The sequence below is a fragment of the Enterobacter sp. RHBSTW-01064 genome, from assembly GCF_014103035.1.
GTDB classification, from domain to species: Bacteria; Pseudomonadota; Gammaproteobacteria; order Enterobacterales; family Enterobacteriaceae; genus Enterobacter; species Enterobacter mori.
The window spans coordinates 1-11,815 of record NZ_JABXOU010000004.1; the positions used below are offsets into that span (position 1 = coordinate 1).

At 53.5% G+C, this 11,815-nt stretch carries 14 protein-coding genes; 4 read left to right on the forward strand and 10 right to left on the reverse strand.

Annotation, left to right across the window (positions count from 1 at the left end; all coding sequences use genetic code 11):
- Positions 1-173: 173 nt before the first annotated feature.
- A complete protein-coding gene (locus HV355_RS13020) occupies positions 174-554 on the forward strand; it encodes a VOC family protein (protein WP_182402152.1) in 381 nt (126 codons plus the stop codon).
- 132 nt (positions 555-686) lie between these two features.
- Positions 687-1,049 (forward strand): DUF4406 domain-containing protein, encoded by a 363-nt coding sequence (locus HV355_RS13025; RefSeq protein ID WP_126816516.1) that lies wholly within the window; start codon positions 687-689, stop codon positions 1,047-1,049.
- 11 nt (positions 1,050-1,060) lie between these two features.
- On the opposite strand, the gene HV355_RS13030 is transcribed toward HV355_RS13025, so the two are convergent.
- Together HV355_RS13030 and HV355_RS13035 are read right to left on the reverse strand one after the other, a co-directional pair.
- Positions 1,061-2,353, reverse strand: coding sequence for a glycoside hydrolase family 28 protein (locus HV355_RS13030; protein WP_182402154.1), 1,293 nt, complete (start codon positions 2,351-2,353; stop codon positions 1,061-1,063).
- Positions 2,354-2,453: 100 nt separating this feature from the next.
- The gene (locus HV355_RS13035) at positions 2,454-3,227 is read right to left on the reverse strand and encodes a DeoR/GlpR family DNA-binding transcription regulator (RefSeq protein WP_182402156.1); all 774 of its coding nucleotides are present in this window, start codon (positions 3,225-3,227) and stop codon (positions 2,454-2,456) included.
- A gap of 86 nt (positions 3,228-3,313) precedes the next feature.
- Here HV355_RS13035 and HV355_RS13040 point away from each other — a divergent pair, with 86 nt between their 5' ends.
- Both HV355_RS13040 and tam read left to right on the forward strand, forming a co-directional pair.
- On the forward strand, positions 3,314-3,898 hold the full coding sequence (locus tag HV355_RS13040; protein WP_108417458.1) for a GDP-mannose pyrophosphatase: 585 nt from the start codon (positions 3,314-3,316) through the stop codon (positions 3,896-3,898).
- Positions 3,899-3,980: 82 nt separating this feature from the next.
- Entirely contained in the window at positions 3,981-4,739 is a 759-nt protein-coding gene (tam, locus tag HV355_RS13045) for a trans-aconitate 2-methyltransferase (protein ID WP_182402158.1), read from the forward strand.
- Positions 4,740-4,747: 8 nt separating this feature from the next.
- On the opposite strand, the gene HV355_RS13050 is transcribed toward tam, so the two are convergent.
- The 8 genes from HV355_RS13050 to HV355_RS13085 all read right to left on the reverse strand — a co-directional run bounded on the left by HV355_RS13050 (position 4,748) and on the right by HV355_RS13085 (position 11,773).
- Entirely contained in the window at positions 4,748-5,938 is a 1,191-nt protein-coding gene (locus HV355_RS13050; RefSeq protein ID WP_182402160.1) for a cytochrome c biogenesis protein/redoxin, read from the reverse strand.
- 137 nt (positions 5,939-6,075) lie between these two features.
- Complete coding sequence (locus HV355_RS13055; protein ID WP_182402162.1) at positions 6,076-7,371, reverse strand: HAMP domain-containing sensor histidine kinase; 1,296 nt, start codon at positions 7,369-7,371, stop codon at positions 6,076-6,078.
- Positions 7,368-8,108, reverse strand: a complete 741-nt coding sequence (locus HV355_RS13060; protein ID WP_042718094.1) for a response regulator — start codon at positions 8,106-8,108, stop codon at positions 7,368-7,370. The genes HV355_RS13055 and HV355_RS13060 overlap by 4 nt, the downstream gene beginning before the upstream one ends.
- Before the next feature lie 44 nt (positions 8,109-8,152).
- A complete protein-coding gene (locus HV355_RS13065) occupies positions 8,153-9,148 on the reverse strand; it encodes an alpha/beta hydrolase (protein ID WP_042718096.1) in 996 nt (331 codons plus the stop codon).
- Positions 9,149-9,291: 143 nt separating this feature from the next.
- Positions 9,292-9,732 carry a GNAT family N-acetyltransferase gene (locus HV355_RS13070; protein WP_042718097.1) on the reverse strand — a complete coding sequence of 147 codons (441 nt, stop codon included), beginning with the start codon at positions 9,730-9,732 and terminating at the stop codon, positions 9,292-9,294.
- A gap of 12 nt (positions 9,733-9,744) precedes the next feature.
- Entirely contained in the window at positions 9,745-10,215 is a 471-nt protein-coding gene (locus HV355_RS13075) for a GNAT family N-acetyltransferase (protein ID WP_182402164.1), read from the reverse strand.
- Between the two features lie 8 nt (positions 10,216-10,223).
- Positions 10,224-10,811 (reverse strand): hypothetical protein, encoded by a 588-nt coding sequence (locus tag HV355_RS13080; protein WP_182402165.1) that lies wholly within the window; start codon positions 10,809-10,811, stop codon positions 10,224-10,226.
- Positions 10,811-11,773 carry a hypothetical protein gene (locus HV355_RS13085; RefSeq protein ID WP_148400692.1) on the reverse strand — a complete coding sequence of 321 codons (963 nt, stop codon included), beginning with the start codon at positions 11,771-11,773 and terminating at the stop codon, positions 10,811-10,813. The genes HV355_RS13080 and HV355_RS13085 overlap by 1 nt, the downstream gene beginning before the upstream one ends.
- Positions 11,774-11,815: the final 42 nt, after the last annotated feature.

An 11,815-nucleotide genomic window follows, 5' to 3' on the forward strand; every position in this document is an offset into this window, starting at 1 on the left:
TATACATTATGCGTACTTACATAGATTAAGGCAAAATCCAGCATTTCATGGTCATCCTTATCCTTGTCCTCGTCAACGAACGTGCCCAAACCCACATTACCAGGCATCCAATCCACCATAATCACGCTCCGCTTCTATACTCCGTATTTCACCGCTACTTACTGGAGGCTCAAATGTTTGACCATGTTAAATTCGGCGTAAGTGATTATGAAAAAAGTAAAACCTTCTTCCTCGAAGCCCTTCGGCCGCTTGACGTAAACATTATCGATGAAGGCGCACCAGACTACGGTGTCGAAATGAGTTCCGGCGATGTTTCACTTTGCCTGTATCAGACACATGATAAGCCAGCACCATTACATATCGCCTTTGTCGCAACAACGCGTCAGCAAGTTGATGACTTTTACAATGCCGCGCTGCGTACGGGCGCGCAAGATAACGGCGCGCCGGGATTACGATCTTACGGCAAAAATTATTATGCCGCGTTTGTCATTGCGCCCGATGGTCATAATATCGAGGCGGTTTGTCATGCCCCTGAAAGCGGCTCATTGGACTGACACTACCGCGACTTCGGTGATCTGCATGCATGCTTCCACTTGATCTTGCATGATAATGCCTGTTATGTTTAATTTCATCGCAAAACAGAAATTATCGTGCAATAACATGCATCATCACTCACAGAGGTAGATATGACTCAACAGCTGATTTTAATCGCCGGACCCTATCGTAGCGGCACGGATGGTATTCAGGAACGTATCGATGCCAATCTGGCAAGATTAGAAAACGCAGCGCTTGCGGTGTACGAACGTGGGCACATCCCGGTCATTGGTGAATGGCTCGCCCTGCCGCTGGCGAAGGCCGCAGGGTCAACCTCGTTGCATGATGAAATCAGTGAAGCGATGCTTTATCCCGTTGCCCATCGCCTCATTGGTAAATGCGACGCGATTTATCGCATCGAAGGTGCATCAAAAGGTGCAGATTTGGATATTGAGGTCGCGCGCAAGCGTGGTCTTCAGGTCTACACCTGCTTAGAGAGCATTCCTCAGGCCTGACGGAATACCCATCAGCGCTCGTAGCTATCATTGATGTCCTGCGTGAGTTTATTCGCGGTGACCAGGACATTATTGAAGCGCAACCCCTCAACACCCGATACTTTCCCAAACTCGGTGGCATCGACGGAAATATTGTCGAGCGTTAACCCGCATACAGGACGGTCCGGATAGCCTTCGATAAAAAACGCACGAGAGAATAAGTTGCTGTCTGAACGGCGCGCGGTGATATTGCTAAGCGTCAGGTGGCTCACTTCCGTCAAACCCGCCTCTCCTTCTACCTCGTCAGCCAGTTTGCGCCAGTGCTCAGGCTTATCCTGCAGGTTGCCGCTATCACCGTAGCTGTATTGCGGGAACCAGTTCAGTTGGATAAGTACGGGGAAACGCACATTCTGAAGCAGCAAATTCCGCACCGTGATATGGCGGATAAACCCGCCGCGATTGCGGGCTGACTTAATGCGAAACCCAACCCCCGTGCCGTTGAAACGGTTGTTTTCGATCAGTACGTGCTCGATCCCACCGGAGGTTTCACTGCCCAGGGTGATGCCGGATCCCTTGTTCAACACGCATTCCCGAATAACAATGTCCCTGGCCGTACGGGCTTTTTGCGCAGCCTCGCGCCCGCGGCCCGCCTTAATGCAGATATTGTCGTCATTGCAGGAAACCGTACAGCGCTCAATTCGAACCTGTTCGCAAGAATCAATGTCGATTCCATCGGTGCTTGGCCCCGCAGAATTAATGATACTCAGGTTCTCGACTGCAACATCGCGGGAATAACAAAGGTGAACATTCCAGAAACCGGACTCGCAGCTGGTGAAATCCTTGAGCAGGATATTCGTACTTTCATACACCAGAACATTGCGGGGACGCTGGCAATCATAGTCCACCACCCAGCGTAAACCGTTAGCGCTGTAGTCCCCAACCATGCCGCCGTGTTCATCATCTCCCCAGAATCGCTGCCACCAGATCCGCCCTTGCCCGTCGAGGGTACCCGTTCCGGTGAGGCTTACGTTCTGCGCGTTAATCACGTTGATCATGCCTGCTGGCCACCGCATATCAATGCCGGCAACCCGAGTGTCGATTAAAGGGTAATCGTCAAGGTGCTGGCTGCCTAAAAGCACCGCGCCTTGCGCAAGATGCAGCGTGATATCACTTTTAAGAAAAATGGCTCCGGTAAGATAACGGCCTGCAGGGATCACCACGCTGTCGCCAGGCTTTGCTTTCGCAATAGCCTGCTGGATAGCCGTCGTTGATATACGTTCAGCACTCGGATCTGCCCCGAACGTTAAAATTGAAATGTCTGCCATGGAATCCCTTATACTGTTGAAAATCAGCAGTATAAGAACTCGCTTAATCAATAACCTTTACCGCAAGGACAGCCTGACCAAAAAGCTGGCAGAAAAACGGTTATTCATGTGTCCGATCAGCGGTTTTAACGATCGTCACGCCCTTCTCTGTTATCGCATTTATCCAGGCCTGATCCGTGCCTTCTTCCACAACCATCGTATTCGCCAGCGACACATCGCCGATCGCAAATGACGAGGCGGTATTAATCTTTTCAGGTGAAGCCAGCACAATGGTCTCCGCGGCTCTGCCGGAAAATGCACGTTTGATGCATGCCTCCTCGAAATCGCCGGTCGTCAGCCCTGCCTCCGGGTGAATGCCCGTTACCCCCATAAAGAACAGATCCGCATGTATGTTCCCAATGCCTTCGATAGCTGCCGCACCTACGGTGACAATCGAGTGCTTGTACAGACGTCCGCCGATCAGGATAACGTCAATCAAAGGGTGCTCGACCAGACCCAGCGCAATACTCGGGCTATGCGTGACGACGGTAATCTGCAGGTCTGAGGGCAAAAACGTGATTAACTCAGCGGTGGTCGTGCCACCGTCGATAATCACCACTTGTCCTGCCGAAATAAGCTGAGCGCCCTTTCGGGCAACGTTTTTCTTCGCATCCATTTTCACGGTTTTACGCTCGGCAAAGGGTACTACCGCCGACGATGCCGGCAGCGCACCGCCGTGCACGCGCTGCAAACGCCCTTCTGCCGCCAGCTCGCGGAGATCGCGCCGGATGGTGTCTTCAGATACTGAAAAATGGACACTGAGTGCTGTCGACTGTACCTGACCTTCCGCTTCAAGTTTTTCCAGAATCAATTGTTTTCGCTGACTGGTGAGCATCGGACTTTCCTGATGTTGCATGTTTTATCTTGAGAGTACACGATAGTGCTGTTTATGATCTTAACTCTACGTAAGGAGAGCCGAACGTGCAATCAAAACGCGCAGATATCCGCATTATCGAGAGCGAAACCCTATCTGATAACTGGTACATACTGAAAAAATTTACCTTTGATAAACGACGCCGCGACGGCGAGTGGCAGCGCCAAAGCCGAGAAGTGTACGACCGGGGCAACGGAGCCACCATACTGCTCTACAATCGCGACAAAAAAACGATCATCCTCACCCGCCAGTTCCGCTTTCCGGTCTTTATCAACGGTCATGAAGGCGATCTGATAGAGGCCGCTGCCGGGCTGCTCGACAATATGGATCCTGAAAGCCGTATCAAAGCGGAAGCCGAGGAAGAGACCGGGTTTACGGTGTCGCGCGTAGAGAAAATTTTCGAAGCCTATATGAGCCCTGGCTCGGTAACGGAAAAACTCTATTTCTACCTGGCGGAATATCACCCTCTGGATCAAACCGGTAAAGGTGGCGGAATCAAATCAGAGGGAGAAGATATCGACGTGCTTGAGGTGACGCTGGACGAGGCGCTCCGCGGCATTGAGACCGGCCAAATCGTAGACGGCAAAACCATCATGCTGATTTACCACGTCGCCCTGAAAGGGATCTTATAAACATCGCATTGTCAGATACCTGCCGCTGGCGGGTATTTGCCTGTGCTATGCTTCCTTAATCCCGTGAAATGGAGCTGCGAACATGTCCGACTGGAATCCTTCTCTCTACCTGCAATACAGCGCGGAACGCACGCGCCCTGCCGCCGAGCTTCTGGCGCGTGTTCCGTTGGATGCGGTGACCACCGTCATTGATCTGGGGTGTGGTCCGGGCAACAGTACCGCATTGCTGAAGCAGCGCTGGCCATCGGCACACATAACAGGGGTGGATAACTCTCCCGCCATGCTGGAGGAAGCGCGCAGCGCGCTGCCTGAATGTCACTTTGTCGAGGCAGACATTCGCCAGTACACACCACACCAGCCGCTCGATGTGATCTACGCCAACGCCTCTTTGCAGTGGATCCCGGACCATTACGATCTGCTGCCGCATCTGGTTTCGCTGCTTCGCCTGAATGGCGTGCTGGCGATTCAAATGCCCGACAACTGGCTTGAACCTACGCATGTTTCAATGCGCGAAGTGGCTTACGAACAAGGGTATCCCGACCGTGGCCGTGAGCCGCTGCCCGGCGTGCATGCCTACTATGATATTTTGACGGAGGCCGGGTGCGAGGTGGATATCTGGCGGACAACCTATTTCCACAAGATGAGCTCCCACCAGGCCATTATTGACTGGGTCAGCGCCACGGGATTGCGTCCGTGGCTGCAGGATCTCAACGAAAGCGAGCGAAAAACCTACCTGAAGCGCTATCAGGAACTGCTGGAAGAGCAGTATCCACTCCAGGAGAATGGGCAGATACTGCTGGCGTTTCCACGGCTTTTCATCGTCGCTCAGCGTCAACCCTGAGGTGGCGTTCAGGAGCGGGCTTCTTTCAGAAGCTGTTGAATGACCTGCTCCTGTTTGTCGTAGTTACCCTCGCCGAATGAGGTATAGCGTAGCTGTCCTTTCGCATCAAAGAAGTAATGCGCGGGCCAGTACTGGTTTCCAAATCTGTTCCAGATTTGATACTGATTATCCGCCACCACCCGGTACGGGAGTTGCCATTTATTGACCGCATTTTTTACGGACGAAAGCGGTTTTTCCCATGGATACTCTGGCGTGTGAACGCCAATCACCACGAGTCCCTGAGACTGGTATTTGTTGGCCCAGTCCCGAACGTGGGGAAGCGTATGCTGGCAGTTAATGCAGTCCCAGGTCCAGAAATCGATCAGAACCACCTTCCCTCGTAGTGACTCAGACGTGACAGGGTCACCATTCAGCCATCCGGTGCCGCCGCTCAATGACGGTAATTCACTGCTCGGCGCGCTCTCCACCACCGGCTGCAATTTCACGGTTGAGGTCGACGGTTTTGCCAGGTTTAACAGTGAGTTTTCGAGCCGATCGGCGATGCCATTTGCCCCTTTTAAGGCCGACGTCATCCCCGTGACGTTGAATGCCACCGCGGCCAACATCACAGCACCTGCCGCCTGACGCAGCCGACCCATGAGCGCCGATTTCGCCCTTAACGGCTGAATCAACTTACGGCCTCCGGCAACAAGCAATCCCAGCATCAGCGCGCATCCGCTACCGTAGGCGATGAGCAGCGTGCCGGTGGTAAGGGGCGAGTGACCCGCGATATTGATGCTGAAGATCGCGCCAAGAATGGGGCCCGCGCAGGGAGACCAAAGCAACCCGACCGCGAGCCCGGCCAGAAATGCGGCAGACATCCCACGCATTTGTCCGCTTCGGGTATTCAGCACATTGCCGACATGGACCGCGGGTGTGGCAATACGCTGAGCAATCTGCGGGAAAATCAGCGCAAGGGCTGCGGTAGCCAAAATCATGAGTGCGATCCAGCGCCCTACCAGCGTGGCTTGTACGATCCACTCGCTGGCAGCCGTGACGGCCAGGGCCACCAGGGTGAACATCACAACCATGCCCGCGAGAAGCGCCGCGACGTGTCGCCGGTGCCCCTGAAAGCCAGCAAACAGCAGCGGAATAACGGGGAGCGTACAGGGGCTAAGCAGGCTAATCATCCCGCCTAGAAAAGCGATAATCAGAAACATAACGACCTCACATAACAGATTGGCTGCGTAGCTGCAGTGAGGTTATTTCAACGTAATGATGTGTTCAGATGATGTGCAAATCTGCGCGATTTGTCTGCCTCCGTATCCGTACGGCACGCAGATACAAAGCCGTACAATTAACGGCGCGGCAGCGTGACGGAAACCTCCAGTCCCCCTTCGGTGCGATTCGCCAGGTGAAGCTTCCCGTCCAGCTGCGCGGTGAGCTGCGCCGCGATGGCAAGGCCAAGCCCGGTACCTCCCGTATCGCGGTTACGGGACGTTTCAATACGATAAAAAGGCTGTAATACCGCATCAAGTTCGGCATCAGGAATTCCCGGCCCGCCGTCTTTGATATGGATAACAACCTGTTCTGCCTGAGGCTCAATTTCAATCTCGGCGTAATCACCGAATTTAAGCGCATTGTCCAACAAATTGGTCATTACCCGCCGCAGCGCCTGGGGGCGAGTGACGATGGGCAGCCTTTCGTCGCTTGCCTGAAACTGCACGTTCTTACCGATGTCCTGATAATCACTGGCAAGGGTGTTTATCCAGGCGTTTAACTCCATCTTCACCGTGGCTTCTTCCAGAATTTCTGATGAGCGGGCATAGGCAATACCCTCCCGAACCAAACGCGACATGTTGTCGAGGTCGTTAAGCAGCTTGTCACGCAGTTCAGGTTGTTCGGCCATTTCAACGCGCAGCTTCATACGGGTTATCGGGGTCTGCAAATCGTGTGAAATGGACGCCAGGATCTGCCCGCGCTCGCGGAGGTAAGCCTGAATGCGGGACTGCATGGCGTTAAAGGCATGCGCGGCGCGCTGCACCTCGATCGGCCCCTGCTCGGGCATGGCGGCATGTGATGACGGGTCAAGGGAGTCGACCGCGCGAGTAAACTGCGAGAATGGCCGCACCACCTGACGCACGGCAACCCACGAACAGGTGGCCAAAAGCAGCAGTTGTAAGATCAGCACCACGGGTAGCCAGCTGGCGACCGGCGGCATGCGGGGGATGAGATCAATCGTAAGCGGCGCACCGTCGCTTAAGGTGATATGCGCCTGAATGTGCGACACCGGCCCGGCAACGGCCGTAAAATAAAGGGGGTAGTCTGCGGAGAGCGTCTCTTTGAGGGTGCGCACAGCATCTTGCGACCGCTTGTCCTGCGGGGCCGCACCCGGTTCGCCCGGCCCAAGAATATAGCGATAATTTCCCCGGTCAAGCCGCGCCAGCCAGGCCGGACGTTCATTCGCCGGAAGACGGTCAAGAATGGCGACACTGGTAGCAACATCATATTCCAGGTTACCCAACATCACCGTGCGGGCGCTGCGCATGCGCTCCACCATAACCAGCGTCAGGCTGAGCGCATTAGCCAGTAGCAGCCCAACCAGCACAATAATCAGCAGCCGGGTCAGCAGCGATCGCGGCCAGAGGCTCATTCATTAACCTCCTTAATGGTCACCGGCATGGTGAAAACGTAGCCTTCACTACGAACGGTTTTAATGTAGGCCGGCGTTCGCGCATCTTCATTCAGACGCTGGCGGACGCGGCTTACCAACAGATCGATCGAACGTTCAAACAGTTCGGCATCTCGCCCCTGTGTCAGGTTCAGCAGCTGGTCGCGCGTCAAAACGCGTTGGGGATGGTCAAGGAAAACGCGCAGCAGGCGATATTCCGCACCGCTAAGCGCCACGATCGTGCCTTCCGGGTCGATAAGATGACGAGCAACGGTGTCGAGCTGCCAGTCGCCAAACTCAACCAACCGCCCTGCTTCGGTGACCTGCAAATTGGGCGGCATCGTGCGAAAACGACGCATAATGGCTTTGATGCGTGCCAGAAGCTCGCGGGCAACAAAGGGTTTAACCACGTAATCGTCGGCGCCCATTTCCAGCCCCAGGATCCGGTCCGTCTCCTCGTTGCGGGCCGTCAGCATCAGTATCGGCAAATCTTTATGCTTGCTGCTGCGCAGCTGTCGACACAGCGTCAAACCGTCTTCGCCCGGCATCATCACATCCAGCACAACCAGGTCGACGTGCTGTTTATTAAGCGCCGCATGCATCTCTTTCCCGTTCGCCGCGCCGGAGGCGTGATAGCCGGATTTAATGAGATAAGCGACAATCAGTTCACGAATATCCCTGTCGTCATCGACGACAAGGATATGATCAATATGCTCCACCGCAAGCTCCAGAATGAAGGGTAACGGATTGAAAATAGCACATTTTAAAGCGCGTCAGCGTCGACGACCGCTTTAACGAAATCCTGCGGATCTTCCTGGGGAGGATTGTGCCCGACGGTGGCACCAAAGGTTCGGTGCTCATATTTTCCGGTAAATTTGCTGGCATAGGCCGCGGGTGCAGGATGCGGCGCGCCGTTATTACCGCCCTCAATGGTGATCGTAGGCACGGTGATGTTCGGCAGCGTTGCCAGTTTCTGCTCGTAGCGGTCGTATTTATGCTCCCCTTTCTCCAGGCCTAAACGCCAGCGGTAATTGCTGAGCGTTACGGCAACGTGGTCTGGGTTATCAAGCGATTTGGCGCTGGCGTTAAATGTGGCCTCGCTGAATTTCCAGTCCGGTGATGCCTGGGTCCAGATCAGACGCGCGAAATCATGGGTATTTTTAGCATAGCCTTCCGCGCCGCGTTCGGTTGCGAAGTAGAACTGATACCACCACTGAACCTCGGCTTTCGGCGGCAAGGGCTGTTTGCCTAAGGCCTGGCTACCGATCAGATAACCGCTCACCGAGACCAGCGATTTAACGCGCTCAGGCCATAAAGCGGCGACGATATCCGCCGTGCGGGCCCCCCAGTCGTAACCCGCGAAAACGGCCTGCTTAATGTTCAGCGCGTCCATCAGGTTAACAACGTCTTTCGCCATTGCGGAAGGCTGACCGTTACGCGGTGTTTTATCCGAGATAAACCGCGTGGTGCCGTATCCGCGCAGTGAAGGCACGATAACACGATAGCCTTTTGCCGCGAGTGCGGGCGCCACTTCCGCATAGCTATGAATATCGTAGGGCCAGCCGTGTAACAAAATCACCGGCTGGCCGGTTTTCGGTCCGATGTCGACATAGCCGACGTTGAGATCGCCAGCGTTAATCTGCTGGGGGTGATCAAATGCCGAGGCGAAGTCGTTGCCCGTGGCTTCTGCCTGGCAGGACATGACGGTGCCAAGAGAAACGGTCAATGCAAGAGTCGAGTAAGCGAGTTTGCTAAACATGTTGATCTCCGGTTGTGTACATTTCACGGGGATATAACAACATGTCACTGTATAGCGGATATGTGCGAAAGCGGGTTTATTGCAAGCCTGTGTATGTATCCGGGACGCTGATACAGTGTGATACAAACACAGGCGATTTGACGTTAAAGGGTTATGCGGTATCGGACGTAATCGTCAGCCTCACCATATTTATCATAGAGTTTACGCGCCGGGTTGCTCTCCCGGGTGACCCAATACAGTTTTGACCACCCTTCGCGCTGGCCTTCCGCAATCAAGGCATCTATCAGCGCCTTTCCTGCTCCCGCCCCGCGCTCTGCAGCATTCACAAACAGATCTTCCAGGTAGCAGATGGGTGCTGTCGACCAGGTGCCTTCATGCAGAATACACATCGCGAAACCGATAACCTGTTCATCCTTCTCTACAACCCGGCAAAATAGGGGGGAGTTATCTGAGAGCGCCCTTTCCCACGTCGATGCGGTAACAGATTCATCGAGGTAGCAATCATAAAAATGGGTATAGCCATCCCACAGCGGTCGCCACTGGGAATAGTCATCTGCGCGCAACGATCTTACCGTGACAGCCATGTGTTCCTCACATTACAACGTGATTGCCATTTCAAAACAGCGTAAATCAGCGCCCGCCATACGCGAGTGATGATGCTTTTCGCCCAGCGTGACAAAACCGAGCTTATGATAAAACGACCGGGCGTTTGGCGTCGAATCGAGCAGCAAGCGCGTAATTCCACGTCTGCGGGCTTCGTTGATCAGTGCCTCGACAATCCGTGTCGCCATTCCTTTACCTGATGCTGAAGGTAAGGTGAATATCGCCTCCAGGCTATGCGTATCAAGATCGAGATAACCCGTCGCCGCGATGTCACCCTTTTCATCTTCCACCACATAAAAGGGGTAATCTGTGACCATTTTTCGATAGTGTTCGGGCATAAGGTCGGGCGTCCAGCGCGCAATCACATCCGCGTCGTAACTGGTTTTACAGCCGTGACGGATCGCCTGATTGCGAATATCCCAGAGTATTTCGGCTTCCTGTGGTTTAGCTTTTCGTAACGTCATACCTCCCCTTAACGGCTTTTTAACCGGATTTCACGTGCCAGTCTGGCAAGACGCTGAGTGCGACAATAGAGGGTAAACAGCACAAAACCTCTGCTATTCATCACCACCCGGCAAAGTAACAAGGCGAAGCATGCGATGACTATTGGCCAAAGGCTTCCGCCATGAGAAAACAGGAGATGTAGCGCCTGAACGAGGGTCATGACCAGTAGGATGATGAACAATGCCATAACGCCCAGCAAACCTGACGTCACCCCTCGGGCAAGAAGCACGCTACTAACAATGAGCGTGACAAGGATTATCAATGATGGTACGAAAAAACTCAGTGCATGATGTAAAGGCGACAACCCCTGCAACATGTGGAGAAAAGGTAGAAGATTTAACGTAAATGCCACTAAAAACAGAGGTAACAGCGCCGCTATCGGGTAAGGGTTTTGACACGGAAGCTCGTCGAGAGGACGAGAAAAATACCGTTCCAGCTCGGGAGTGGAATGATTCAAAAGACGGGTATCACGACGAGCAATAGCTTCCTCTATCTCTTTGCCATGCTGCAGGAGATCCTGGAATACACGTCCGGTTAAAAAACTCAGAAATCTCATCAGAATACCGCCAGCGACTGAATGGTACCGATAATGTATTTCCCTGTCCGTGGTAGGTTACCGGGCGCGGCAATAACTCCACTCACCGCGCTCCCGGCCAATGCTGCGGCACTTGTAACCACTTGCCCAAGTTGTCTTGTGAGTTCTACCTGAACCGGCCCGGTTGGAAAGCGTTTCGGATAAAGACCAGCGCGAATGAGTGCCTTAATTTCTTTGTTGCTTATACCGGGGTTTTGCGCACGAATTATCAATTCGGTCAAACGAGCACGATCCTGCCGAGGATAGCTTTTTAACCACTCAGTGGCTTTCAAGGAAGATATAGATTTCATCGCTCGCCAGGTTGTAACGGCTTCTTTTAGTGCCCCTCCTGCACTTGCTAACGAAATTACATCCAGTGAAGTTGAGGTGGCGACATACCATGCTTGTGTATCGAGCCAGGCAACATTTCCGCCGCCATTTTCAACCAAATCATAAATACGATAAAGACCGTTAACACATTGTAACCCGGTTGCAACAGTGCCTGCGTAGCCAATCGCTACTAAAACCCCACTGCCACCTGCTGTAAGTGGGGTTGCGGCCGTGCCGGCAAGCATCACTCCTCCAGTGATGATCATCGCCCCACATGAGAGTACCGTCGATGCAAGTTCAGTTCCCATAGATGTAGAAGCTACAGCGTCAGTCAAGGATTTACCTACGCTGGAGGTAGATGGTTGTGAGTTCGCTTTAGTTACAATTACGTGGGTTACGATACCACTTTGACCATTAGGATGACGCTGACCAGAGCGAACCAGGTAGCGTTGAGCCCCATCAGAATAAATGATCCCGGCCTGCGCGAATTCGCGATTACAGTCCATTGCGGAACCCAGTGCTTTGAAATCAAAATCTGAAGCTCCGAATCCTGCCATGCGCGCAAAATCATAGCCAGGTAGATTTTTTTCAGGATTCATTCCAGGTAGAACCATGCATTTCTCCTTATGTTAGGTCTCGCTGTATTAGGTCGGTCA

Coding starts and splice junctions, on each gene's coding strand:
- HV355_RS13020 (WP_182402152.1), top strand. CDS start 174: ATGTTTGACCATGTTAAATTCGGCGTAAGTGATTATGAAAAAAGTAAA.
- HV355_RS13025 (WP_126816516.1), top strand. CDS start 687: ATGACTCAACAGCTGATTTTAATCGCCGGACCCTATCGTAGCGGCACG.
- HV355_RS13030 (WP_182402154.1), bottom strand. CDS start 2,353: ATGGCAGACATTTCAATTTTAACGTTCGGGGCAGATCCGAGTGCTGAA.
- HV355_RS13035 (WP_182402156.1), bottom strand. CDS start 3,227: ATGCTCACCAGTCAGCGAAAACAATTGATTCTGGAAAAACTTGAAGCG.
- tam (WP_182402158.1), top strand. CDS start 3,981: ATGTCCGACTGGAATCCTTCTCTCTACCTGCAATACAGCGCGGAACGC.
- HV355_RS13050 (WP_182402160.1), bottom strand. CDS start 5,938: ATGTTTCTGATTATCGCTTTTCTAGGCGGGATGATTAGCCTGCTTAGC.
- HV355_RS13055 (WP_182402162.1), bottom strand. CDS start 7,371: ATGAGCCTCTGGCCGCGATCGCTGCTGACCCGGCTGCTGATTATTGTG.
- HV355_RS13065 (WP_042718096.1), bottom strand. CDS start 9,148: ATGTTTAGCAAACTCGCTTACTCGACTCTTGCATTGACCGTTTCTCTT.
- HV355_RS13070 (WP_042718097.1), bottom strand. CDS start 9,732: ATGGCTGTCACGGTAAGATCGTTGCGCGCAGATGACTATTCCCAGTGG.
- HV355_RS13075 (WP_182402164.1), bottom strand. CDS start 10,215: ATGACGTTACGAAAAGCTAAACCACAGGAAGCCGAAATACTCTGGGAT.
- HV355_RS13080 (WP_182402165.1), bottom strand. CDS start 10,811: ATGAGATTTCTGAGTTTTTTAACCGGACGTGTATTCCAGGATCTCCTG.
- HV355_RS13085 (WP_148400692.1), bottom strand. CDS start 11,773: ATGGTTCTACCTGGAATGAATCCTGAAAAAAATCTACCTGGCTATGAT.